Annotated in this window: 24 protein-coding genes and 1 pseudogene; 4 read left to right on the top strand and 21 right to left on the bottom strand. The window is 34.1% G+C overall.

Translation table 11 applies throughout. The features are described 5' to 3' along the window. Positions 1-109 precede the first annotated feature (109 nt). From BCR23_RS09625 to BCR23_RS09610, 4 genes are all read right to left on the bottom strand, one after another. Positions 110-1,786: a glycosyltransferase family protein gene (locus BCR23_RS09625; protein ID WP_069635277.1), complete on the bottom strand. Its 1,677-nt coding sequence runs from the start codon at positions 1,784-1,786 to the stop codon at positions 110-112. A 189-nt stretch (positions 1,787-1,975) separates the two neighbouring features. Then, entirely contained in the window at positions 1,976-2,659 is a 684-nt protein-coding gene (locus BCR23_RS09620; RefSeq protein ID WP_069635276.1) for a DUF1129 domain-containing protein, read from the bottom strand. A 98-nt stretch (positions 2,660-2,757) separates the two neighbouring features. Next, positions 2,758-3,858 carry a redox-regulated ATPase YchF gene (ychF, locus tag BCR23_RS09615; protein ID WP_069635275.1) on the bottom strand — a complete coding sequence of 367 codons (1,101 nt, stop codon included), beginning with the start codon at positions 3,856-3,858 and terminating at the stop codon, positions 2,758-2,760. A gap of 20 nt (positions 3,859-3,878) precedes the next feature. Then, positions 3,879-4,058 carry a DUF951 domain-containing protein gene (locus BCR23_RS09610; RefSeq protein ID WP_069635274.1) on the bottom strand — a complete coding sequence of 60 codons (180 nt, stop codon included), beginning with the start codon at positions 4,056-4,058 and terminating at the stop codon, positions 3,879-3,881. A gap of 311 nt (positions 4,059-4,369) precedes the next feature. On the opposite strand from BCR23_RS09610, the gene BCR23_RS09605 reads away from it, so the two are divergent. Further along, the gene (locus tag BCR23_RS09605) at positions 4,370-5,890 is read left to right on the top strand and encodes a helix-turn-helix domain-containing protein (protein ID WP_069635273.1); all 1,521 of its coding nucleotides are present in this window, start codon (positions 4,370-4,372) and stop codon (positions 5,888-5,890) included. Between the two features lie 143 nt (positions 5,891-6,033). Here the strand turns inward: BCR23_RS09605 and BCR23_RS09600 are convergent, their stop codons facing one another. From BCR23_RS09600 to rsmG, 9 genes are all read right to left on the bottom strand, one after another. Then, on the bottom strand, positions 6,034-7,137 hold the full coding sequence (locus BCR23_RS09600) for a tyrosine-type recombinase/integrase (protein WP_069635272.1): 1,104 nt from the start codon (positions 7,135-7,137) through the stop codon (positions 6,034-6,036). A gap of 392 nt (positions 7,138-7,529) precedes the next feature. Next, a complete protein-coding gene (locus BCR23_RS09595; RefSeq protein ID WP_069635271.1) occupies positions 7,530-8,774 on the bottom strand; it encodes a hypothetical protein in 1,245 nt (414 codons plus the stop codon). A gap of 160 nt (positions 8,775-8,934) precedes the next feature. Next, positions 8,935-10,119: a WxLIP family cell surface protein gene (locus BCR23_RS09590; protein ID WP_069635270.1), complete on the bottom strand. Its 1,185-nt coding sequence runs from the start codon at positions 10,117-10,119 to the stop codon at positions 8,935-8,937. A 322-nt stretch (positions 10,120-10,441) separates the two neighbouring features. After that, the gene (locus BCR23_RS09585; protein ID WP_069635269.1) at positions 10,442-11,575 is read right to left on the bottom strand and encodes a hypothetical protein; all 1,134 of its coding nucleotides are present in this window, start codon (positions 11,573-11,575) and stop codon (positions 10,442-10,444) included. Between the two features lie 17 nt (positions 11,576-11,592). Continuing rightward, positions 11,593-12,381 (bottom strand): coiled-coil domain-containing protein, encoded by a 789-nt coding sequence (locus BCR23_RS09580; protein WP_069635268.1) that lies wholly within the window; start codon positions 12,379-12,381, stop codon positions 11,593-11,595. Positions 12,382-12,418: 37 nt separating this feature from the next. Next, on the bottom strand, positions 12,419-13,243 hold the full coding sequence (locus BCR23_RS09575; protein WP_069635267.1) for a helix-turn-helix domain-containing protein: 825 nt from the start codon (positions 13,241-13,243) through the stop codon (positions 12,419-12,421). Positions 13,244-14,166: 923 nt separating this feature from the next. After that, positions 14,167-15,060, bottom strand: coding sequence for a ParB/RepB/Spo0J family partition protein (locus BCR23_RS09570; protein ID WP_069635266.1), 894 nt, complete (start codon positions 15,058-15,060; stop codon positions 14,167-14,169). Continuing rightward, on the bottom strand, positions 15,053-15,814 hold the full coding sequence (locus BCR23_RS09565; RefSeq protein ID WP_069635265.1) for a ParA family protein: 762 nt from the start codon (positions 15,812-15,814) through the stop codon (positions 15,053-15,055). The genes BCR23_RS09570 and BCR23_RS09565 overlap by 8 nt, the downstream gene beginning before the upstream one ends. A 15-nt stretch (positions 15,815-15,829) precedes the next feature. Further along, complete coding sequence (rsmG, locus tag BCR23_RS09560; protein ID WP_069635264.1) at positions 15,830-16,546, bottom strand: 16S rRNA (guanine(527)-N(7))-methyltransferase RsmG; 717 nt, start codon at positions 16,544-16,546, stop codon at positions 15,830-15,832. A gap of 276 nt (positions 16,547-16,822) precedes the next feature. Between rsmG and BCR23_RS09555 the strand changes: the two genes are divergently transcribed. Further along, entirely contained in the window at positions 16,823-17,401 is a 579-nt protein-coding gene (locus BCR23_RS09555) for a DUF805 domain-containing protein (protein ID WP_069635263.1), read from the top strand. Positions 17,402-17,528: 127 nt separating this feature from the next. Here the strand turns inward: BCR23_RS09555 and BCR23_RS09550 are convergent, their stop codons facing one another. The 5 genes from BCR23_RS09550 to BCR23_RS09530 form a co-directional block, all read right to left on the bottom strand. Next, positions 17,529-18,287: a class II aldolase/adducin family protein gene (locus tag BCR23_RS09550; RefSeq protein WP_069635262.1), complete on the bottom strand. Its 759-nt coding sequence runs from the start codon at positions 18,285-18,287 to the stop codon at positions 17,529-17,531. A 6-nt stretch (positions 18,288-18,293) separates the two neighbouring features. Then, positions 18,294-18,551 (bottom strand): hypothetical protein, encoded by a 258-nt coding sequence (locus tag BCR23_RS09545; RefSeq protein ID WP_069635261.1) that lies wholly within the window; start codon positions 18,549-18,551, stop codon positions 18,294-18,296. A gap of 34 nt (positions 18,552-18,585) precedes the next feature. Beyond that, positions 18,586-19,941: a PTS galactitol transporter subunit IIC gene (locus BCR23_RS09540; RefSeq protein ID WP_069635260.1), complete on the bottom strand. Its 1,356-nt coding sequence runs from the start codon at positions 19,939-19,941 to the stop codon at positions 18,586-18,588. A gap of 121 nt (positions 19,942-20,062) precedes the next feature. Continuing rightward, positions 20,063-20,365, bottom strand: a complete 303-nt coding sequence (locus BCR23_RS09535) for a PTS sugar transporter subunit IIB (RefSeq protein ID WP_069635259.1) — start codon at positions 20,363-20,365, stop codon at positions 20,063-20,065. Next, positions 20,358-20,834, bottom strand: a complete 477-nt coding sequence (locus tag BCR23_RS09530; protein WP_069635258.1) for a PTS sugar transporter subunit IIA — start codon at positions 20,832-20,834, stop codon at positions 20,358-20,360. Before BCR23_RS09530 ends, BCR23_RS09535 begins: the two co-directional genes overlap by 8 nt. Positions 20,835-21,060: 226 nt before the next feature. Between BCR23_RS09530 and BCR23_RS09525 the strand changes: the two genes are divergently transcribed. Further along, a complete protein-coding gene (locus BCR23_RS09525) occupies positions 21,061-21,819 on the top strand; it encodes a DeoR/GlpR family DNA-binding transcription regulator (protein WP_069635257.1) in 759 nt (252 codons plus the stop codon). 61 nt (positions 21,820-21,880) lie between these two features. Continuing rightward, positions 21,881-22,828 (top strand): 1-phosphofructokinase family hexose kinase, encoded by a 948-nt coding sequence (locus BCR23_RS09520; RefSeq protein WP_069635256.1) that lies wholly within the window; start codon positions 21,881-21,883, stop codon positions 22,826-22,828. 83 nt (positions 22,829-22,911) lie between these two features. Here BCR23_RS09520 and BCR23_RS09515 read toward each other — a convergent pair. The 3 genes and pseudogenes from BCR23_RS09515 to BCR23_RS09505 all read right to left on the bottom strand — a co-directional run. Continuing rightward, positions 22,912-23,493: pseudogene (locus BCR23_RS09515) on the bottom strand (M24 family metallopeptidase); the annotation flags it as partial. 94 nt (positions 23,494-23,587) lie between these two features. Next, positions 23,588-24,547 carry a GH25 family lysozyme gene (locus BCR23_RS09510; protein ID WP_083241933.1) on the bottom strand — a complete coding sequence of 320 codons (960 nt, stop codon included), beginning with the start codon at positions 24,545-24,547 and terminating at the stop codon, positions 23,588-23,590. A 230-nt stretch (positions 24,548-24,777) separates the two neighbouring features. Next, positions 24,778-25,827, bottom strand: a complete 1,050-nt coding sequence (locus BCR23_RS09505; RefSeq protein WP_069635254.1) for a bifunctional transcriptional activator/DNA repair enzyme AdaA — start codon at positions 25,825-25,827, stop codon at positions 24,778-24,780. Between the last annotated feature and the right edge of the window lie 549 nt (positions 25,828-26,376).

The following is a 26,376-nucleotide window of genomic DNA, read 5'->3' as shown; positions in this document are numbered from 1 at the left end:
TAAAATAGAAGTCAACCGCATTTTCTTGTTTACAGAAATTTTCTGCTCGTTTTACAAAACATGAGTACTTTCTAATGATATTGTTATCTTTTTAAAAGGATAACTGTAATTAGTTCTTTCCTTTTAACCTTGCTAAAATCGGAAATACAGCTTTCCATATTATACAGATCAAAAGAGTCGAAACTGATATTCCTAATGAAATTTTTTGAGCCAACGTTGAATGATATGAGATTGATACACTGCCTTTACCAGATAACTGAATGCCCACTAATCCATTTTGTTTGTCTAAGAAAGCTGGGATCACTTTTTCTTTCCCATCGCTGACTATTTTAGCTTGATAACCATAATAATAGATAAATGGAATAGTAACCATCGCTCTATTCGCATTTTTTGTATGATAATTAAATATCACCGAGTCAAATGTCATTTTAGCATTTGATACGTCTATTTCGTCTTTATTATAAATTACTTTTCGCTTCTTATTTTGTTTGATCGTCTCATAGTTCACTTCTTTTGGTAAATATTCATGTCCCGCACCAATATAATAACTATTCGTTGCGTTATAGGTCTGATAGAGTAAATCTCTTTTCCCTTCTGTATCAACGCTTTCCTTCTCATATAGTGTAACGCCAAGTAAAATGATCATCATCAAAATTATTGGAGCACTTGGAAATTTTTTAAATAATCCTAAATCATCATTAGCGATAAGATACGACAATAACATCGTCACGATCGATAAAAAACGCCAAGGAAATTGAATCGTATTTATTGGTGTTTGGTTAAATAGTTGCCAAGGAAACAGATTAGTCGTTATAAACATAAAGAAAACAGCAAGGATAATCAAATCACGATTGGGTACATTTCGTTTAAAAAGAGTCGCTGCATAGATGAGTAAACCAAACAATAGAATAATCCCTATATTCGCTGAAGATGCATGAAAAACACTGTTTTTAAAGCTATTAGCCAGTAATACACCTAAAGAATAACTTCGATCAGAAATCAACGTCAATGGATTTGACGTTACTTGGAACGTGATATGACTCATCTGCTCAAAAACGGGTATCAAATAAAAGGAAAGCAACAAAATTGTTACCCCAGTCGCTTTCAGTATAGCAATTATCACCTCTTTTTTTAAAAATCGTTTCAAATTGAAAATAATATACATCCCTATAAAGATACTAATGATTTCCAAAGAAATAAAATGAGCTAATCCAATTCCTGTCATAGCTACAGTTAACAACAACCATTTCTCCTTCTGACCATTTTTTAACAAATACAAACTTGCCAAAACCAAAGGGAAAAAACTCATTGCTAAGAGTTCGCCAATTGCTTGCCGATTAAAAAAATCTTGTAATCGATAAATAGACAGTGTGTATAACAATGAAAATAAGTAGCTTTTTATTCTCGATAATTCCATATACCTACCAGATACATACGTTAAAATAAACGTACTCAGATTGATTCCCATACCAAAAAAAATAAAGCTAGCTGACAAAGACAAACCAGCTGCACGTAAAACTGCTGGAAAATACAAATAAAAGTCTGGATAAAACAAGCTGGATGCATAACCATAACCACCGATGAAAAAGTAACTTATTTTTGGCAGTAGCTCGCCATGCTTCAAAGACAATGCTAATCCTTCAATTCGATTTTGATGAAAATGATAATCATCTCCAATCAAAATACGACTATTTTGAAAATAAACGACATATAAAGACAATACACTCAGTACAAAAAAACTCAGAAGTATCAGTAATCGACTATGTCTACTGATCCACACCTTCATTTATTCACCTACTCATAATGAAAATTTATTGAAACATTTATTCCTACTTTCCTTATGGTATCTTGCTAAAGCTTTTCTTACAAATACGAACCCTTCAATTACGAAAATACGAATAAAAAGACTGCAACAAAACAAACCTCGTCTTGTTACAGTCCCTTAATCCGAATACTCGGATTTCTACTATTCTATTTAACGCGCCAAACTGCTGCGCATATTATATTTTTTCTTTAACAGGTAACGAGTACCTAATGCAGCTCCACCAATAATGATTACAATAACTGGATCTAGCACAGGATTGATAACAGGTGGTAACATTGCTGAACCTGCAAAGACAGCAAGCCATAAAAGCATCGCTCCAACCAAGATTAAACCTGTTTTGAACCAACTAGGACGTTGGGATTTATCCACACCTGGACGATCATATTGATATACGTACTTATACATCAGATAAAATGCATACCCTCCAGCCATTGATGCCAACACTAATGTTAATAACCCTAGTGGTTGTGATTTACCTTTAGACCACATCATCATAATTGAAAACATAATTGTCATTACACCAAACAACAACAATGTGTTATCTAACCACATCAAAGCAGGTGTTGATTCGGGCAGTTCTTCTGGTTTATTTAATATAGACTCCGTGCGTTCGGCAACCGTTCCAAAAAGCTGACGTGCGGTCTTTCCACTTTTTTGACCTTCTACTAAATGGGGTAGAATTTCGTGTAAAGCAAGCGTCTGTGCTTCTTCTGAAAGATTGGCAGCAACTAATGATTTTTTCAAGTCAAAAATGTATTGTTCATTTCTCTTTGTTAATTTTTGTTCAAGTTCACGATTTTCTGAAACGATGTCTCTAAGTGTTTCTGATTCCATTATTACGTCCTCCTCGCCCGTGGCAATGGGGCAGTCTTTACCTAAAAAGTATTCTAACATATTTTTTAGGGAGAAAAACAGTTTTTAGTGAATTTTTCCTATACATTGAAACGGAAAAGCATAACATCGCCATCTTGAACAATATATTCTTTTCCTTCTAAACGAACTTTCCCAGCTTCTTTCGCTGCCTGCATGTTGCCATACGTATTCAAATCATCAAAAGAAACTGTCTCTGCACGAATAAATCCGCGTTCAAAATCCGTATGGATAATTCCAGCTGCTTGAGGTGCTTTGATCCCTTTACGGAAAGTCCATGCCCGAACTTCTTGCTCACCAGCAGTAAAGTAAGTAGCTAGTCCTAATAAATCATAAGCTGCACGAATCAATTGATCTAAGCCTGATTCTTCGATTCCTAAAGCTTCTAAAAACTCCGCCTTATCTTCATCATCTAACTCAGCAATTTCTTCTTCTGCGCGTGCACAAACCACAATAACTTCTGCTTGTTCGTTTGCAGCGAAATCACGGACTTGCTGAACATAAGGATTGTTATCTGAATCAGCTACCTCATCTTCTGAAACATTTGCCACATATAAAATTGGTTTTGCTGTTAGTAGGAACAAACTTTTTACGATTTTTTGCTCATCTTCAGTAAACTCGATTGTTCTTGCAGATAATCCTTCTTCCAGAACAGGCTTAAGCTTGTCTAAGACTGCTAGTTCAGCTACTGCATCTTTGTCTTTCGTCTTAGCTATTTTAGCCACACGAGCATAACGTTTCGTAATGGAATCTAAATCAGCTAATACTAACTCTAAATTGATTGTATCAATATCCGCTAACGGATCTACACGTCCTTCAACGTGGGTAATATTATCATCATCAAAACAACGTACCACATGACAAATCGCATCTACTTGGCGAATGTGACTTAAAAATTGGTTCCCCAATCCTTCACCTTTACTTGCGCCTTTTACAATTCCAGCAATATCTGTAAATTCAAAAGTAGTTGGTACTGTTTTTTTAGGTTTCACTAGCTCTGTTAAGCGTAGTAAGCGATCATCTGGTACTTCAACCATGCCTACATTAGGATCAATTGTTGCAAACGGATAGTTTGCCGCCTCTGCTCCTGCTTTTGTAATTGCGTTAAAAAGAGTAGATTTTCCTACGTTTGGTAAACCTACGATTCCAGCTGTTAATGCCATTGATTATTCACTATCCTTTATCAGTTTTTTTCCAAAATTTTTTTCATTTTCTTCTCAAAATCACGGCGTGTCATCATAACAATATGACCGCAGTTCGTACATTTTATTTTAATGTCGGCACCCATTCGGATAATTTCCCAACGATTTGCCTGACAAGCATGGGGCTTTTTCATTTCTACAATATCACCAAGATCATACATTATAGACAAATCCCTTCTAAAATAGTAGTCAATATTTATGAAATCAGACATAAACATACAAGGATACAATACCATTTTTTTGGCAATCAAGCAAAAGCTATTTTTGGTTCTGTTCATTTTCTGCTAATTAATAATAAATCCCAATAAATCAATAGCGTTATTTACAAAAAAAGAATGTTTACTCACTTGAAAATAGGATTGTATTTTCCATATTTATATTGGATAATAATAAAAAATCACTAAAAAAGCATGATCCTGACTTCTTAGCTAAATAAATAATCCCTTACACTGATATTTAAAGGAGTTTTGCTATGAGAAAATTTGACTTACTAGAAAAATTTGAAGTTTATCAAATGGACTTATTGATATATATGAGTAATGTTGGCGGAATTGCAACAAAAAAAGAACTCTTACATCATTTAAATATAGGAGAGTATTTTTTATCCAAAATGATTGACAGTTTAATGACCTCAGCAAACCAGTCGAATAATCGATTTTCAATCGTGGTAAACAAGCGTACGATAGAATTTCATACCAAACCTGATTATTCTCTTCACACTCTTTATAATGAACTAATTATTCGTGCACCAAAATATAGAATTTTAGAAGAATTACTGCTTTGCGGTACCATCGATGCTACTCGTTTATGCGAAAAAATCGGGATTAGTCATTCTACCTATTTTAGAAAAATCAACGAATTGAATGGCTTATTAAAAGAATTTGACCTGTTAATACAAAATGGCTGCTTACTGGGTTCTGAATTGCAAGTCCGTTTTTTCTATGTGTCTTTATACTTAGCGACAGATCCTAAACACCAATTGAAAACACCTAATGTTGATCCTAGAGTTTACGAAACTGTTAGTAATATCCAGCTAATTTTAGGTAGTCCCATCTCTGTTTTGTCGCAAAAAAAGTTAATTATTTATTTGAGTTTATTAAAAAGAAGGCACGCCCAAAAAAGCATACAAGATTATAGTGAGCAAACACCTTTTTTTGCTAATAAAACAGGTATCAACAGTCAAAAAATATTTATACATGCGCTAAGAAATTCACACTTGTTTAAAAAAATTAATAAAGTACTTGGATCATTTTTAGTTTATTATTCATTTAAGATGCTCCCTAATGAAACCATCTTATTGCTGCTATTTATGTTAGGTAAAGAAATCATCCCTGCCAATTCCCACGATCTAAAAGAACTCGACGCAATCGAAAAGCAAAGCAATCTTTTCGTTCGAACGCTAAATAATGAATTTTCGAGTTTTTTGGAGAAATGTTATCCGAATACCCATTTGAATGAGGCACACAACACAACTTTTCATCATTATCTAAAAACTATTGGCTATCATCACTTACTATTTAATGGGTATATTGATTACTTTTGGAATCCAAACTATACAGATATTGAAAAAGCTAAATACTCTGAAATGATCAATACATTCACTTATTTCTTAAACCAAAAATACCCAACACTTTTTGTAGTCGATGCTCATGATACTATTCTGATAACAAAATATGCTCATGCAATAAGTTTTTATGAAGAGTGTATCAAACCGAAACTTTCTGTTGGCGTATTCATCGAAGGTGACCTGTTATGCAAAACGAAATTTACGAATTGGTGGATCAAATACGTGGAACTAACTACTTTCGCACAAGCTGAACCATTAGCCCCAAACAAGCTATATGATCTGATTATTAGCAATGTTGACTGTTCTTATTTAAGTAAACGTGGAAAATATTTCTTCTTTATAGCAAATTACAACGAAAAAGTAGATATAGCTGATCTTGATCAATTATTGTACACTATCTATTCTTCTGACATCGCCAAAACATAAATTTATATTTTCCTTTACTTAGGTTGGATGGTAGTGTTTAACTCCGAAAATAAGGAGGAGTTACTTCTACCCATTCCATGTGATCGGGATATAGCTCAAAAAGTTCTATCCTAATCACAAATTTTATTTAGCTTACTTATACCTTAAATAAATTCGAGCTTCTCTACTAGTTTACGTTCTTCTGTGAAAAATGAGTTTGTGTAGCAATCAAGTGTCATTTTTGTCGATGAATGTCCTAACAAAGAACTGATTGTCGCAATATTCCCACCTGCTTCTAGGCAACGTGTAGCAAACGTGTGTCGTAAAGAATGGAAAGAAAAATTTTCTAAGCCAATTTTTTTACGAATAATTTGAAAACGATAAGCAATCGTCCGTGGCTCCAGAGCCTTGTGTTTATTCGAGATAACATAGTCACTAGTCGATACTTTTTGAAGTTCTAACAACTGTTTCTTTAAAGACTCAACAATCGGGATTTTCCGCTGCGAATTATTGCTTTTAGGCGTTACTTCAATAATCTCTGTCTTCCTTCCAGATTTATCTTCAGTCTGAATTCTCAATACGGTTCTATTAACGAATAGAGTATTATTTTCAAAATCAATATCTTCCCATTTCAATCCGCAAATTTCTCCGATTCGAAGGCCAGTCTGTAAAGCAAGCATGATAGAGAAAAATTTCTGACTAGTGTTAATTTCTTTAACCAATTTTGCTTGGTCTTTAATGGATAACGCCTGGACAGTTTTTCTTTTCGGCTTGGGAAGTTCTACTCCTATACACGGATTTTCTGTCAATAAATTTAGAGATAATGCTTTACTCAAGCAGTTCTTCAATACTGAAATTATTGATCTAATCGAGCTTGCTTTAAGTGTTTTATCCATCTCTTTGAGTAAAGAGTCAATATCTACTTGTTTTAGCTTTTGTAACTTGATTGAACCTATTTTTGATAATACATGAACATCCATTTTATTTTTGTAACTGGCATATGTACTGCTCTTTACTTTTGGACGAACGAATGTTTCCAACCAATAATTTGTCCAATCTACTAATTGTCCTTCATAGGGAAGAAGATTTTTGTTGTTACTCGCTTGATTTTGATATTTCATTAAAATAAGTTGCTGTTTTACCTCTGAATACTTATATCCGTAGATATATCCATAACGAATTTTCCCACTCTTCTGCCTACCTTTTATGTATCGGCCTTCCCAACGACCATCTTTTCTTTTGTATATATTTTCTCCTCTTCTTGCCATAACTAGTATCCTTTCTAAAATTTAATTTTATAATTCAAGAAAATAAAAACACCGCTATTTTATAAACATTTATTTCGTTATTTTATCAATTCGATCATTTATCTATTTAAACTAGTACACTTAGTTACTCTTTCGTCTATTCCACACTAACTCCTCATACAACCTTACATTACGTTTGGTTTTATTAACCAAGTATGCATGAATTTTATTTTTATTTAGTTTCAAAAATTTCAGGAAAAAAGAAATTTTTTGAGAGTAGTTTCTTATATTTATTTGTTATACAAATAAATATAAGAAACTATTAAAAAGAAAATGAAAGAGGTCTTATACATTTGAAACTTGTCTAGTTTCTTGTATACCACCCCTTTTTATTAAAAATAGCAGACTAATCATCATGCCTCATTTATTAAAATTGTGTTGATTGACTCGTTACTCAGTTTTAAGGAGCTACTTAGAAGGTTCTTTAATGCCGCATATCCCTCTAGTTTGACTAATAATTCTTGTGAACAATACACCCAATAATTAAATATTGTGGGCCCAACTGCCACTTTCTCTACAGCTTCCATAAATTGACCTAATTCTTTGATAAGTTCTCTACAACTTAACTTACCAGCAACAATAATTTCTTCTTTCCCTTCTATCTCTAATAGCATCCATAAGTAGTCTATAAATTCCACTTTTTCCTTTAAAATTAAAAACTGTTTTTTCGGTATCATTCGCTTTTTACTTAGTTCTTCACTCTCTGTTGTAAAACACTTCAAAACTTCTAGCTCAACTTGGGATACAGGCTTCTTTAGAACATTTTTTTTGATTGATTCTCTTTTGACTATATCTTTTTTTACCAGCCTTATCGGCACTCTACCCTTTATTTCTAGTTTTATTTGCTGTTGTCTTGATGGATTGAGACTAAATTTTTGTACTGGTGGACTTTTTTTACTGACTATATTTTTTTTTTGAGCTCCGGTTTCTACGTGTACAGGCTTTTCTACTGCTTCTTGCTTTTTGTCCTCCGAATGCTTCTGGATATCTTTCATTTTATGTTCCGCTTGATCCATTTGCGCTTTAATGGTTTGACTCACCTTTGTTAGCTCATTTTTAAGCAATTCACCAGAACCTAAAACAATCGATTCATTTTTTATAAGTCTATCTTCTAGTCCCTCCATTTTTTTTGTTAGCTGGCTGCATTTTTCTAGAATTCCATATATTTCTTCTTCTTTTCTTTTAAAATGTGCATCTTGTTCTTGTTTGATAAATTCATCATTCGTCTCAATAAGTTCTTTAGCACACTCTTTTAATACCCGAAGAGACCTTACTTGTTCTTGTTCAAAAAAACCTATTGTAAAGGTTAAAACAATATACGCAGGTGATGTAAAAATATTTATTTTTTTAATCAGCAATGTATCATTTTTTTCAGTCCATGCCTCTTGTATTCTTTTTGCAACCTGTTCAAGCTCCATTAATGATTGAATATCTTTTTTAAATATCAATTTACAGGATAGATATGCTTCATATGGTGTAACTAACTGTTTATTGAAAAGCTCTACCCCTAAAAGTCTTGGATTGACTTTTTGATGAAGAATATATTTTTTTATGATTTTTTTTCCCTGTCTTTGGGGATTGTGTTCTGTTTCGTTCATTTCCTCCAACTCCTAAAATCACTGTACTTCAAGTTTATTTCAATATTGTAGTAGCTCTCTACCCAGAACAACTACAACAAGTTTTATATGTTTTCTGATATTAAGTAGGGATAGTGTGGCTAGTAACAACTTAATGGCTTTGAAAAGCTTCTTCAATTTCTTACTTGCCTCTTAATCTTCTTGAACGTCTAGATCCTGCAATTTTCTTCTCGACTTTGTCACCTTTGTCTCGTTTAGGTTTTCTTATTTTCTGAGAATTTTTATTGTCTCGCTTACGCTTCTTCTTTCTGTACTTCATTATTTCTTCGTAATGTTTCTCCTTGCGCTTTCTTAAAATTAATAAAAGTAACAATAGAAGCAATAAAAATACAAATGTAATTACGCAAATAACGGTATAAAATAATATGGTTTCTTTATCTGCACTTGCTTTAGAAACTGTTGTTTTCTCTGTTGCCTCTGTAATTTCTAATTCTTTATCCCATTTCCATTCTTGTCCGGTATCTTTAGACTTAGCAGTTAGGTGGACTTGGTATTTCCCAGTTTGAAATTTTTGTTTCTCCTCTGCAATAATGAATTGAAAACTTGAATTTGGTGCCATTCGATGCCCAGTTACTTTGTTTTGATGAACGATTTTATCCGAATTTTTTTCGTATATTTTTGCTGTGTACTCAATATCCTCTAAATTCACAGCTTGATTATTTTGAAGTGTTGCTTTTATAACACATTTATCTGATTCTTGTGATGAACTCATCTCCAATAAGTCCAATTCAGCTTCAACTGGTGTATCTGTCTCTGTTAATTTGACAGCTACGACATATGTTTTTTTACTTGGCTTTTTGTTATTGTCTGATTCGTTTGTTTCATTGTTTTTTTCAAATGAAACAATTTTAATACCACCTAAGACCATTCCATTAAATAGACCCTTTGGCATTTTTAAGTGAACTGAGACTTTGATCATTTCTTTCGGGGGAATAGTTATTTCTGGTTCAGTTGTTGCGATATCCTTTAAAGAAACTTTCAAACTTTTATCCCTTGGAATGAACTTTGATCGATCTGAATAATCGATGTCCCCTGCATCATTTGTTGTTGCCTCATTGATTTGTAGCGTCACTTTTTTTTCCTTATCAGAAGTATTGTCTAGTTCAAGTATCAACTCTTGTTCTTGACTAGGCGCCATTCTAAGATCATAGTAAGTTACTTCTGGATCATGTTGGTTTTTTGGTAAAATTGGTCTCACTGAAACAGCAACCCCGACATCAACTGCAATTATCATAGATGCCAACAATAACAGAAAAAAAACGATCATCAGAGCAGTCCAACGAAGTGTTTTTCGTTCATTAGTCATCGCATTTCAAACTCCCTGCATAATAAAATTTATGTAGACCTTTCAAAAAATAGACATAGCAACTGTATGAACATTATGAAGAACAGCTACAAGTAGGTATAAACAATAAAAGCGAGTACATCTAAGCAAGTTAACTTAAATTTTTCCCCCTATATTTTTAATCATTGACATTGCTACTTTGGCAATGTGTTATTTCTGATATCGGTGAAAAGCACTTTTTTTGCTAGTTTTTTAAATAAACTATGTAGTGATGGACTGGAAAAGCCGACCATTTCCAATCCTTTTTTCTTTAAATAATCAAGATAGTTAGAAGACAAATTGTTTAAGCACCAACTATTGTCTCTTCATTTAATACTATTTGTTCTAGTAAGTAATTTTCTCCTTGTATAAGATCAAAATAGGCTGCTTTGTTTAATATACTGTCATAGTCCATCTTCATGATCCGAACATGAGGCTGGCGAAACCAAGATTTTTTTTTGATTTTTACTCTCGATTCAATTAACTTACACTCGTCTAAAATCAGATAAATTTCATTGGTAGAAACTGAATCCTTAAAACTTCTTACCTGTTCTCTTTCATACGTCAGTTGATTATCAGAAATGGTCATCTTTTCAGACTTTGTAACTAACTCTTTGTTCATTAACCACGACTGTTCCAAAAATTTAGCTTTTTGCAACAACTGAGAATATTCTCTCAAATCAACTTTTAATATCCGATCCCAATTTTCATTTTCATCACTACTAGATTGACTTAACTCCTTCATAGCTCTAGATAAATTTTGCCGCTCCATTTGATCAATTACAACTTCTAATTTTTTATTTGCTAGTCGCATTCTTTCTTTAGCGTATCTTTCTCTGCTAACAGCTTCTTCAATTTTCAGTAAGTAATTAGCATTATCAATATCGTCATCCTCGTAATGCGAAACCTCTGTTTTTTCTATTGGAATGGTACTATTATCTTGAAGTGGTTTAATAAATTTCGACACAAGTCTTTCAATTTCACCCTCAAATGATTCTAGTGCATCATTCTCATCATCAAATAATTGCTGATTCAGTGATTCTAGTAAATTGACCATGAAGGGAAACCCCGTCTCTCTATATGCAATAGGAACAAAATCAATGTAGTAAACCACACGTTTATCCTCTTTTTCCTTAGATCCGCCTATCCAAGCAATTTGAGGAAATGTATGAATCAGCTCATCAAGTAAGGCGGACCAGTCAAGATCTACGAAGTCTAAAGTAATCTCTACATGTTTAAAAAAAGAGATTATGGTATGAAATTCTTCAAAATACTCTTCTACATCTTTTTGAGGATAAGGGATCCTTTTATTTCTCTTTTGAAAAATCTCTTCACAGATATAATAGATATCCCGTAGCATATCATCATCAAAAAGACGCTCACCTACTGCTGGAGCGGCAGCTTGATAAATGTCAACCATAATATTTTGATAAACCACTTCCTAATCCCCTTTCCTTAATCTAGTGATTGGTCAGCTAACCTACTAGCTTTACCTAAAAGATCTTCCATCAGCACACTTGTTTCACTTTGCAGACGAAGTATTCTAGTATGGTAATTTGCTGCTTCCTGATTGATCATCTTCAATTCGATTGACGCTTCAGAAACTGCTTTTTTCGTTTCATGTCTTGCTGCTTCAACAGTTCGATCAGCTTCAATGGTGGCACGCTCAATAATCTGTTGCGCTTTTTCCTTGGCTTCCATCAAAACTTCTGCAATTTGATTTTTCATCATATCTTGTTGGCGCAATTGTTTTTCGATCTCAGCGCCCCTTGTCCGTTCCTCTAATAATTGTTCGTCTAACTGTATACGCAAATCTTCTGATTGCCTTATTTGTTCTTCAAGCGAGAGAATTCTTTCTTTAGATTTAGATGAGCTGGTCAAACGCATTGTTAATTGATCGATTTCCTGCTGTTTATTTTCAACTTCTGCCTTTAATCGCTCTGCCATTGTTTTCTGACGTTGTACTTCTTTTTGAAACTGTTGATTTTCATTGGTTAAATGCTCTACCACAGCCGCTTGTTCCTGTTGTATTTCTTGCTCTTGTTTTCTCATGGCATTTTCCAAACGTTCTCTTTTAGTTGAGGCTTCTGGTCGACTTTTTTTAGGTGGTTCATAAGACTCCTCTTCAAATTCATCATCCTCATACTCATCGTATTCATCATATTCGTCATACTCATCGTAGTACTCTTCATACTCATCCTCGTATTTATTTTTTTTGTTGTTTTTCTTGTTAAATATCGCCAAATCTCCCGCTTCCCTTCTTCTACTTACCCTTCTTTATCTATACACCGCCTACCAGCAGTTCTCTTATGCCTTCCTCCTGATGTTCATCTAATGAAATAAACTCCTGATTCAGGTAGTAACCTATCCCTTTTTTGTTTAAAATGAATGGTTCAAAAATTGACGTTTTTTCCATTATCTTTTGTTTGATACGATTGATTAGATTACTCAGCAATGCCTGTTTATTTTTTTGTTTGGCATTTGTCCAGATGGCTTCACACAGCGACTGACTGGAAAAAACTCTTTGTTCTGACTTGATAAAGTGCTCTAGCACCTGATGTTCTTTTTTAGTCAATGGAATCAACCAATTATCAATAATCAATGTACGATCTTTCAATTGAAAAGAGTACTGCTTTTTGGTTTTAGCTACATTTGAAAATGACGTTGTATTTTGAGAAAAATCGTCATTATTTATAGAGCTTACCGTTCTTTCTTGCTTGTTTTTATTTGTACGACTTGCATCTTCCTCAAAAATAGTTGCCAACTTACTAGCTAAATCAGTAACAGATATTGGATAACGAACAAAAATTATGTTTGTACTATTCATATATTTAGACTTATTGACTTGCTCAGATTCGAACGTCAAGACAACAATTGGTTTGTTCAGTAACGCTAAGTTATCTAGAAATGATTCTTTCAGCCCACTGTACATAGACTGTTGGTAAATAATAAGATCAAAATTTTGCAGAAAATAGAACTCTTTATCTCTCGGTTGAGTTAATATATCTTTTGAAACCATGATTTCATAATCCATATTTAACAAACTATTTTGCAATAGTCCGTTTGCACTTAATGTGTCGGTCAATATAATAATTTTTTTCCTCATAAATGGAAAATCCTCCTTTTAATTTTTATATATACTAAAATGCCAACCATTCGTATTTGTCAAAAATTCCTCAGATAAGTCTACATAATACATATTTTAAAACCTGTACTACACACAAAATGTAAATTTAGATAGTAGGAATTTCCTATTCTTATATAAAATAAGAAAAATTATTACTTAAGTACTATTACATAAGTATTTATATTTCACCTATGACGGTTAGATGACGGTCTATTGAAAGAGTGAAAAAACAATCTTAGAAAAAATAATAATTTTAATAAAATAAACGAATCCTATTTATTTATAAAATATGAAAAAGGAATATTGGGGACTCTTTCTTGATTACTGACAAAAACAGATGATCTATAATAATTTATTTGACGGTCTATTTGACGGCGTATAAAAATAAGTAAGTTTTTTTAGAACTATTCTTTAATATTAGGAATTGATTTTATTTTAACTTTTTCATATTCTAATGCTGTTCGACCAAGCTCTGTTGTCAATTACATAATTTAAGCTCCTAAGTTGATCATAATGTACATTAACTAAATATATTGTTATTCTTTTATTCCGCATTGACATGTCTAAATTATTTATTGTATACTTGACTTGTAAATATTTAATTAAGTATCTATTTAACAGTGTTCATTTAGTTTGAGTTAAACAATTGAAAATTTTTCTTATTTTATATAATAATAAGAAAAATTATTTTTATTTTTACATATTCTGTTTTTTATAAATATTTATTACTCCAAAATATTTATTTTAGTAAATGATCGAATGTCTGGTTAGATTTAATTATTCATTTTGGTTTTGATCTGTGTTTATTGGAATAATCTAAATTTTCGAATAAAAAGAGTGTGGAGGAAAACTAAATATAGTTTTCCTCCACACTCTTTTTATTCAATTGTTAGTCTGATTAATCATTCTTCATCAAAATGAATCTCCAAAATATCTAAGATTCTAGCTAGGTCTGATTGCGAAAGGTACTCAATTTCGATTTTCCCTTTACCTTCTTTTTCTTGAATCGCGACAGTTGTACCAAATTTATCCATCAAACGATCTTCACTTTCACGAATATAATAAGGTTTTTCTTTCCCGCTTTTCTTTTCTTTCTTAGGCACTTTTTTACCTTGGTTTTCATTTAGATCGTTAACGATTTGTTCTAATTGACGAACAGTTAAATTTTCTGCTACCACTCGTTTGGCCAACGTTAGAATCAAATCTTTATCTTTTAATCCCAGTAATGTTCTTGCTTGCCCCATTGACAATGTTTCACCTTGAACCATCTCTTTAACTTGAGTTGGCAATGTTAACAATCGTAAGTAGTTGGCAATGTATGGACGACTTTTTCCTAGACGTTCTGCTACTTCAGCTTGCGTTAATTTCAGATTCTTCATCAACATATCATAGGCTTCTGCTTCTTCCAATGGATTTAAATCTTCACGCTGTAAGTTTTCTAAAACAGCAACTTGCATCATTGTTTCTTCATCGAATTCACGTACAATTGCCGGAACTGTTTCTTTATCTGCTAATTTTGATGCACGAAAGCGACGTTCTCCAGCAATAATTTCATACCCTTTAACTGCGGACTTTCTTACAATAATTGGCTGAAATACACCCGATTGTTGGATGGAATTCGCTAATTCTTGCAGAGAGGCTTCATCAAATGTTTTTCTTGGCTGATAAGGATTTGGACGAAGTTCATTTAAAGGAATTTCCAGTACTTCTTCTTTTTGAACATCTACATCTTCCAAACTAGCAAACTCTTGAAACAATGCATCAATGCCTCTACCTAAACCTTTTCCTTTACTCATTATCCAACACTTCCTTTGCTAGTGCTTGGTACACTTCGGCACCACGTGAACGAGGATCATAATCAATAATTGATAAACCATGACTTGGCGCTTCAGACAAACGAACGTTTCTTGGAATAATCGTATCATATACCTTTTCACGGAAATATTTACGGACTTCTTCAACGACTTCAGCACCTAAGTTCGTTCGTGCATCGTACATCGTTAATAAAACACCTTCAATACGTAAATCAGGATTAAAGTGTTTTTGAACCAAACGAATCGTATTCAATAGCTGACTCAATCCTTCTAATGCATAATATTCACATTGCACAGGGATCAAAATCGAATCACTCGCTGTAAAGGCGTTGATAGTTAAGTGTCCTAATGATGGTGGACAATCGATCAAAATAAAATCATAGATATCACTAACTTCATCTATAGCTGCTTTTAAACGAGACTCTCTAGCCATCATTGACGTCAATTCAATTTCTGCACCAGCCAGTTGGATCGTTGCTGGAACAATATCTAAGTTTTCTCGTGACGTTTGTTGAATAACATTTTTGATTGGCTCTTCATTCACTAATACATCATATACATCTGTTGCAACATCTGGTTTGCGTACACCGATACCACTAGTTGCGTTTCCTTGAGCATCAATATCGATCAGCAACACTTTCTTACCATAATAGGCAAGACAAGCACCAAGATTCACAGTGGTCGTTGTCTTACCAACGCCCCCTTTTTGATTCGCTACAGAAATTATTCGTGCCATTTGTGTCCCTCCATCTTATTTGATTGGTTGCTTATTTGGTAAACCCGGTTTTCTTGGGTATTTTTTAGGTGTTTCTTTTTTCTTTTGAATTACAACAATATGGCGCTCATCATCTGTGATTGGCAATTCAAATGAAACTTCTTTTTGAAATTTGCCTCCTAAAATAGCAATAGCAGGCTTCGCTTCGGTAATTTCTTCCTCGCTTTTAGCAGCTTTTAAGGCTAAGAAAAAACCATCTTTCTTCACTAATGGCAGGCATAACTCGCTTAATACATTTAAACGGGCAACGGCGCGAGCAGTTACATAGTCAAATGCTGCGCGAAATTCTTCTTTTTGTCCAAATGTTTCTGCACGATCATGATATAAAGAAACATCTTCCAACTTAAGTTCATTAACTAATTCTGTTAAGAATGTGATTCGTTTGTTTAATGAATCAACGATCGTTACTTGTAATGTTGGAAACACGATTTTTAAGGGAATACTAGGAAATCCTGCTCCAGCACCAACATCACAAATTGATTTGTTTGTTGAAAAATCTTCAAAGAACGCTAGCGAAATAGAGTCATAGAAATGCTTTAAGTAAACATCTTTTTCTTCTGTGATCGCCGTAAGATTCATTTTTTCATTCCATTCCACCAACAATTCAAAATAACGGGCAAATTGCTTCATTTGGTGCTCTGATAAATGAATCTCTTTTTGGCTTAATAGCTGTTTAAATTCTTCTGGTGTCATATGTTACCTTCCTTGCGTGAAACAGAAAATGTTTCACAGTTCTCTTTTCTTACTTTAACGCAAATAGAGATTTCTTGCAATGTTTTTAACAAGATTTATCACAGTTTAATAAAATACCTTCTACTATATATGCTTAAATAAATCAACTTATTTATTCCGATCCGCATCAATTGATTTTATGGATGACAGTTTTTTTACATATTATTAGAAATTCTCTTGTGTTCATCATACTTGCGATGATATGATAAAGCTTGCTTTAAAAAAAGGAGGTATACTATGGGTAAAATTGAACAAAAAGCTGGGAAAGTTTCATTCGTTCAATCACTAAAAGATTATTTTATTGGATATGTAGATTTTAAAGGGAGAACAACGAGAGCAGGATATTGGTGGGTGACACTGATTCTTTCTATAATCTCATTTGCATTACTAACTTCATTTCTAACAAAGATTATATCTGCTATTATTGCCATTTCAAATTATGAGAGCGATTATGATTATTTATTGGAATCACAATTAAGAGATGTTTTTGCAGACTCCGTAGGACTTTTGATCTTGTTAGTTGTTTTAGGTTTAGCTACATTCCTTCCAACATTGGCAATGACGGTAAGAAGATACCGTGACGCTGGTTTAAGAGGTCGTGGTACTTTAACAATCTATATCATTTTTATTATCTGCGGCATGACTAATCTTAGCGGTAACAATTTATTTTTTGCGATGCTTGTGTTAGCTATTGATATTTTCTTCTTTGTGTTGACTGTTCTTGCAACAGGTTCTCTTGAAACAACGAGTTCTAACGCAGTTCTTCTATTCTTTTTTAGAAAAAAACAAACAGCCATAGAGTTAACTGAAGAGTAAAATGTAAAAAATAGAGAAAAGAGTCTAAAACAAAAACTAGTTTTTGTTTTAGACTCTTTCTTAATAACTCATAGTAATAAAGCTACTTCAACAGAATAATGCTTTTATTTCCTCTACCGTTTGTCTATTAATCTCCCCCAGAAGTCATTTTCACAATTTGATTATAGATCGGTTCATGTCTCATCAAATCATCAATCGTTCCTATTTTTACTCCTTTAGAATAGTACCCATCCAAAATACCTAATTTTTGAAAAATCGTTTGTTTATAAGCAATTTCCGCATTCCATTCCACTGTATCAAGAATGGATAGGGCAGCGTGGATAGCTTCCATTCCAGTTTCTCCACCTGTAGTAATCAACACGCCGTGACTATCTAGTAAAAATTCATGTGGCAAAGCTTTTCTCGCCATGGTTTTAATGTGATTACTTACAATTTCAGCTAATTCTTCTGAACAATTCGGTTCAAATTCTAATACCTCAATATATTCAACTTTCTGTGTTGCCTCCGTTAAGTTCGGCATATCCAAACCGCTAGTAGCCCAGAACATGCTGTTTGGTGCATGCGCATGTAATACCGCTTTGATCTCTGGATTTGCGTCATATACTGCTTCGTGCATATTGATTTCTCTTGTTAATCCCCCTTCACCAGCAACCACTTTTCTCGTGTGAGGTTCTACCACTAAAATTTGTGACGGCGAAACATGTCCTAGATAAGCTTGTGACATCATCGTAGGTGTCATGATGATATATTCTTTGCCATTCTTATCCATTGTTTTAAATGAAAAATTACCTCCCGCAACATTCGTATTTTTACGTTCAAAAATCAACTGTACAATTTTTGCCATGTCTTCTCTTTCACGTTCAAATAAAATCCTTCCATCTGCCATGATTAACTACAACTCCTTCTTCTTTAATATATTACCTTTACGAATCGTCTCTTTTACTGCATTTTGTACAACTTTATATTCTTCGTATTTTTGTTTTTTTCTTTCATCGTATTCTTTAAAAAGTACGGCATTTCCATTTTTATAGATGAAAAAAGAAAGGAAAATGACTAGAAAATATAATGGTACGATATTTATTGATAGTGCCAGCAAAAAAAGGATGATATCTAAAAATAATAATGCCGTCCATGTCCTTTTTTGATTCATATTTCTGTCCCTTCTTTTTACCTATTCAGTTTAGCTAGCTACTAACTTCTTTATATCGTTCACTTGGCACTGGCTCTTTGGACATATATTTGTATAACCACATAAACATTGCGATGAAAATGATAAACCCGACGATCGCCAAAGCATTCAAATTCGCAGCTTCCGCAAATAAAATTCTAAATTCTGGCCCTTCGATCGATGACCATGTAATACTGCCACCTTTTAAATCTACTGCACCTGTTTTTTTCGCTAAACCAGTCAATACTGGCGCAAGATACGTTGCACCATATAAATAAAGTGGTGTATAAATGATTCCTAACGTGATCATTCGATATAAGTTCCCACCAGTTAAAAGTAAACCGCCAACTGCGATAGAGTAGTTGATAATTCCGGCTAAAGGTAAAACTTGATTGCCTGGTAAAATCATGGCGTAACCAATGAAGACTGGTACTAAAATGATTGCTGTTACCCAAATCTCAGATCGCCCAGCTAAAATCGGCCAATCTAAACCAATATAAACTTCGCGATCTTTGAATCGTTGTTTCATCATTTCTGACATCGCATCCGCTAAAGGCGAGAGAGATTGCATAAACATTTTACTGATCATCGGAAATAATGCCATTGCTGTAGCAACTTGAATCCCTAAATTTAATGAACCAGAAACCCCATATGCTGCTCCGAACCCCAGTAAAACACCTATAATAAAACCCATGACACTATTTTCAGAAAAAATTCCTATTTTAGCTTTCAACGCAGACGTATCCGCCTTTTTATTGAAAACAGGAATTTTATCCATCACGATATTAATCGGCAACATCAATACGGCTGAAATATTCATCAAGTGTGTTACCGTCACTAGTGGAATTCCTGTTAAATCCTGAATATGGCGTTGGAACATATCTCCCATTTTCAGCTCCAAAACAACTTGAATAACAGCAGCGATAAATCCAGCCACCAATGATCCGCTGATGAAATATACTAAGTAAGCAGTCAGCGCTTTACCCCAAACATTCCACATGTCGACATTTAGTGTTTTCGTCAAGTTCAGCAGCAACATAATGAAATTCACACCTAAAACAACTGCGAAAAAAACGAACGCATAGGACCAAGACCACGTAATACTAGCTGCACCAGTCCAACCCAAATCAAGCGCTGGTAAACGAATCCCAGTATTTTTAGCCATCGCCTCAGAAGCAGGGCTGACAGCATCTGACATAAACCCGATTACCATACTCATTCCAGTAAAAGCCACACCCAAAGTAATCGCCGACATAAAGGCTTTTTTCAATGGCATACGTGCTATGAGCCCAATGATCAGAATGATCAAAGGAACAAAAATTGCTGAACCAAGATTTAATATATAATCAATCATCGATTGAAAAATTCCCATCTCTTATACCTACCTATCTTTTTAATTTTTTGGTATGATTAGTTTATAGTAACTATTAAAGATATTGAGGATTTCTCCATATCTATCGGCGATCAGATTCATCACAATCTGATCGCCTTTTTTATTTTTTCGTATCGTTGACGATTCCTTCATAGATTTCATCAACACCCATACCTGTCAAAAACGGAACACCAGCATACACAGAAACACCTAATTTTTCTGCTTCTTTCAACACTTCATCATCGGGTTTAGCAATATAAACATAGATACTAGCGTTGGGCAATTCCTGTAAAATCGATTTATAATCCACCGCTTCTACTGGGTAATCAATCCGATCTGCATCAAATCTGCTTTTGATTTTTTCTGCCACTGTAGTACTTGTTGCGACACCACTGCCACATGCTACAATCAATTTTCTAGCCATTTTTAACTTCCTCCCATTGTTTCATAAATAAATTGAACACCTCTTCGCCTTCTGTGATCGTCTTTAACTCAGAGACAAATGCTTCATTTTGAAATAAAACCATCAACTCTTGCAATAAACCAACCTGTTTTCCAGGTTCTTTAATTCCTAAGAAAAATAAATCTCTTACCTCCATTTCTTGATTATCACCCATTTGTTTGACCTTGATTGGTTTTGTTGTTCTTGCAACATAAATGAAAGGCCTTTCAATATATTCTGTGTCTGAATGAGGTAATGCAATATTAAGGTACTCTGTAATTAACCCCGTTGGGAAAATTTTTTCCCTAGATCTAATTCCTTCCAAGTATCCATTATTTACATACCCAACTTGCTGCAACCGCTTTGCGATAAGCTCAAATAATTCTTCTTCATCTTGAACAACAACTTGTAAATCAATTAATTCTCGTTGAAACATTTCTTTTGTCTCCATTTCTTCCCCCCTAAATTTTAAAGCGTAGTGTTAACCCACGAAGCTAGATGATGCACATATTTAAATTCTTTGTGTTCAACTTTGTAAAATTGTGTTAAACTTTGTTTATACAAAAAGGATACAACTTGAACAAAGGTTTGTCAACGCTTTCTTTCGATTGTTTTTTGTTCGTTTTACGTTTAAAATGTAATAGATAAACATTTTCGAACAAAAAGGAGAACATATTATGTTAAAAAGAGAGCGCCATGCGCATATTTTAGAATTACTGGATAAAAGTACTTTTATGACCGTGTCCGATATTGCTACAGAGCTACATGTTTCTGAGATGACGATTCGTCGTGATATCAATGAATTAAGTGACTCAAATCAATTAGTTCGTTTATATGGTGGAGCTCAAAAAATTGATCGAAAAGATAAAGAGCTGGCGACGCACGAAAAAATCAATCTACATATTGAGCAAAAAGAATATATCGGAAAAATCATGAATTCTTTGATTCAGGATCATCAAGTTGTTTTCGTCGGTGCAGGAACGACCATTCTTTATGCTTTGCCTTTTATCAAAAAACAAAATCTGATGATCGTTACCAATAGTTTGTTAGCATTCAATTATGTTATTAAACACACTGACTATCGAATTTTATTAACTGGAGGGGATTTTACACCAATCACAGAAGAATTCATCGGTGAACATGCGGAGCAAACATTTGAAACTATCAATATCGACATTGCTTTTGCTGCGACAAATGGCATCTACAATAACAACGTGACCACTTCCAACTACTTAGAAGGCGGTGTTCAACGAGCCGCTTTTAAAAATGCCAAGAAAAAAGTCGTTGTTGCAGATAGTACAAAGTTCAATGTTAGTGATGTCTATACATTCTATAAACTATCCGACTTAGACTATCTAATCACTGATGATAAAATCGATGAGCAAACCTTTAATTTCTACCAATCTTATGGCAAATTATTAAACAAAAAAAGTTGACTGGGTATCGTCTGCTCTTTCAGAAACCCAGTTAACTAGGCACCTGAAGGAGGAAACGACAATGATTTTAACCGTTACACTTAACCCGTCTATGGATTCAATTTATTTTGCAGAAACTTTTACTGTAGGTGAAATGAACCGTTGCAGCAATCCAGTCAAAGCCGTTGGCGGAAAAGGAATTAATGCGGGCAGAACAGCCGCAATTTTAGGTGGAGAAGTCACAGCAATAGGTGTTTTAGCTGGAATGAACGGAGCGTTCATCCGAACAGCCCTTGAACAAGAACCATTTAATACATTCTTTCTTTCAGCTGAAGGAGAATCAAGAAATGCGGTCACTGTCATGGACCAAGAAAAAAACCAAACTGAGATCGTAGAGCTTGGACCAGAAATAACAGCTGAAACGTCCGAAAAAATAGCAGACACTATTCTCGAATACGCTCTCAAACAAAAAAAAGCCCCCATCATTGCTTTATGCGGGTCTGCTAATACTAAAAACGAATGGTTATATCATGATTATTTACAACGACTAAATAATACACTAGGCTCAAATGTAAAAATTTTAACAGATATATCAGGAAAACAACTACAACATGTACTAACAGGGACAATAAAACCTTATTTTATCAAACCCAATATCCATGAATTCGGGGAACTACTGAATACCTCCATCACCAACAAAAAAGAAGTTATCCAGCATTTAAATCATCCACTATTAAATGAAATTCCCTTTATTTTAGTCTCCTGTGGAGGTGACGGCGCAATTGTAAAATACAATGAACAAATTTTCGATGTTATTATCCCCAACATTGACATTATTAATCCTACAGGTTCCGGTGATGCTACAGTTGGTGGCATTGCATTTGCTTTGGAGCAAGGACTTTCTATTGAAGAAACGCTACGTTACGGGATGGCGTGCGGGATGAGTAACGCTCTTGAAGAAGCTGTAGGTTATGTGTCAATTAAGAACGTTGAAACGCTGAAAAATAACATCATTATACGAGAAGTGTAGTAAATGTTTCACGTGTAACAATAATTTTTTAGAATAAAATAAAGAGCAAATCTTCATTTTTAAGATCTACTCTTTATTTTATTCTATTTAACACAACGAAAAGCTTGGTCTTTTGCCAGATAAAAGGGGCGTAGATAGCCCACTGTATTTGATAAAGGAATAATCTCTTCGCTTAAATGAATATTTAATACTTCTCTGATATAGGTCTTTCTAGCTGTTATTCGCTGCCATAGCTCTGGGTATTCTATTTTGAGTTGTTCTTGTAAACTTGCATCGGCCAAAGCTACGCATTCTTCAGCACTTACACCAGTATACCTTGGTACAGAGGGAATAATGTCGATTTGTAAAATCATTCCGCTTTTCAATGTCTCCTCAGAGTCATCGTAGATCGGTGAAGACATCCACTCTTCATCTGATACCAAATGTCCAGGATTTAAATACCAATGATACGTCTCTTTAGGAAAAACCGTTTCGATTATTTGGTACAGTTCTTTTCCTTTCATATTGATTTTTATTGTTTCCAACCAAGCTACAACCGCTTGATAATAGGGTTTTGCTACTCGTTCTAGATAGTCTTGTTGTCCTTTGGGAAGTTGTGCCGCATTTTCTATAACAAAACCAGTTCTGCTAGATAACCCACCTTTAAATTCTGTTGTTAAAGACATAAGTATCCGTTTGATGTTTTCAACAACTTACTAGATATGAACATAACAAAAATGTTCAAGCAAGTTCTAAACGGAACATTTGCTACAGGTCATTTTAACCCTTCAACGCAAACAATGCATCCGCAATGCCAGGCACACTACAAGGATCTCCATAATTCTTATGCGTTTGGATCACCCAATACTTTTTTCCTTGATAAGATACCTCTTCCCCTTGATAATACTGGATCGGTTTCAAATCAGTTCCTAATTTAAATTCAGGTGTAGAAATAAAACGACCAAGATAGTCTACATTTGCATCATATACTCCTGGTACACCTTCAAATTCTACTTGTGAACTCCATTGCCATCCAGCTGTGTCTGAGTGCAATAGATTGTCACTTGATGGTGCTTTTGGCCATTCTGCTACCCAACTATTTTCTTTACCCAAGACATCGAATTCTAGGTAATTTTCTGTAAACCAACTTGCCATACTATAATGGATCACATTGTTAAATCCACGTTTGTTCAATTGTTTTTTGAATGCCATTGATGTAATCGTTACATCTGCCGGAATCATTTCCCCTTCTTCTGCATCATTAACCATTACTGTATCTGGACTTAAGTTAAGCTCTTCAGCAAAATCAGCAAAGTAATTCGCTTCATCAACCGCTTTTTGCTCATCCACAAACCAAGAATAATGGAAAACTGAAACCGTTAAACCGGCCTTCTTCGCATTTTCTATTTGAATCTTCGCTAATGGGTTTCTATAGGTTGTGAACTCCGTTAATTTTACCACTACACCCTTAACACCTTGTGCATTCATTTTTTTATAGGATTCTACAGATATTTCACCACTCCAAGAAGAAATATCAATAAAGTCAGCTCTTGGAAGTGCTTTTGGCGTATAAGGTAATACAACCTGTTGGTTTCTTTTATATGCTTCTTCTTTCTTTAAGTTGTTTCCCATGACATGGTTATTTTCTTCTGTGATAGTCACATTTTCAGCATGAGCTGGCATGCTTACAGCAAATAAAGTTGTGCTTCCCATACATACAAACAATAGATTTAATAACATTTTTTTCAACTTTTCAACCACTCTTTCTTTAATTTTTTTGATAGATTAACCTATCTACTTCTTTACACTAACATAATTTTATAGAACCTTTCAAACAAAATAGTAGGTATTTTGTCATTTCACCCTTTTTATTAAAATAACAAAATTTATTAAAATAAATCACAAAAAAAACAATGACAATCCCCTGTGTTAAAGGTGGACATCACTATTTTTTTACTCATATTCAAAAACTACATCTGATATTCTCTTTCATGCTTCAACAACCACTTCTTACGCTCCACACCACCGCCATAACCACCCAAACTGCCATCTGTCTGAATGACACGATGACAAGGAATAATGATCGCCAGTTGGTTAGCGCCGTTGGCATTACCTACCGCTCGCATTCCGTTTGGATTTCCGATTGTTGTTGCTAATTCTTTATACGAAGATGTTTGCCCTCGCTCAATTTCCGTTAGTGCCTGCCAAACACTTTTTTGAAATTCCGAGCCTATGCACATATAGGGCGTTTGAAATTCATCTAATTTCTTCTCAAAATACAGACCCAATTCTGCCTTGATCTGTTCACTGATCTTTGTTTTTCCAGGAACAATCGATGCATTCAGACGATTCCGCAGCCGTTCGATCTCTCTTTCTAAACCACGGCGGTCAACAAATTCCAGTAAGTATAAATACTCGTCGTCCGCAATACTCATCATTGGACCAAGAGTCGTATCAATCCAATCTGCAGATAAAATTTTGATCTCTTGTGATTGTTTTGGATTTCTACCCATGATTTTTGAAAAGGCGTCGTAAAATCCGCTGGAAGAATCATACCCTGCATCTAATTGCGTATCGATTCGTTTTTCACCATTTTTAATTGATTTCAAAGCCATTCCCATTCTTCTTGAACGTGCGTATTGCACAAAGGTCATACCGTAAACTTTTTTAAATTGTCTTCTGGCAGTCATTGAATGAATTCCTAACTCAGCAAAATCCTGATCTTTCCAACGCTTTTCTGGATTTGCTTCTACTAATTCCACCATCTGCTGAACCAAAGGTGGGATTTCTCTTGGAAAGGATAATGGTTTACAACGTTTGCAAGGGCGATATCCAGATAAGAGAGCTTCTTCTGCAGTTTCGTAAAAAGTACAATTTTCATATTTGGGTTTTCTAGCTGGACAAGTTGCATGGCAAAAAATACCTGTTGATTTGATGCCTACAAAGAAAATGCCATCATACGTAGCATCTTTTGCCAGTAACGCTTTATAGTACTGTTTTTTTTCTTTTTCGCTGATCATTTGGAACCATCCTTTCTACTTTATTTTCATTGAAATTTTTATATTTAGATAGCCTGTAAAAGAATCTTTTTTGATATCTAACATCTGATTGATGGTAGGGTTAGTTCATTCTGGATGTATTCATTGTTTTTCACCCTTAATATAAAAATACCATCGATTCCTTTGTTTTCACAGGCTTTGATTCGATTAATTTTAGCAATGTCTTCAGTAAACACCTGTCCGTTTTGACCTTTATGAAAAATTGCTATTCATTTTGTTCTTCTAGCTACTATTTTTTATATTCGCTTTTAAGTTCCTCCACTTTATTTTCTTTCATTAACCCCTTCCTGTATTTTGTATTCTTATTTTACTGCTGATACAAAAAAAGTTCATTCGAAAAATGAACATCAATTTTTTATTTTTGAGATGGAGGAAGGAACTACTACAAGAAATTTCCCTGCATTGTTCATCATCTACTTAGGTCAAGCCCATCGTTGTGATGCACAACAAAAAGACCCACTCTTTGGGGAAGAGTGGGAAAAGGAGTTAAAAATGAAAAAGTGTTTTGTT

Origin of the sequence: Enterococcus quebecensis (genome assembly GCF_001730365.1) — a bacterium.
Taxonomy (GTDB): domain Bacteria; phylum Bacillota; class Bacilli; order Lactobacillales; family Enterococcaceae; genus Enterococcus_L; species Enterococcus_L quebecensis.
This window is presented reverse-complemented; position numbering and strand designations above follow the sequence as displayed.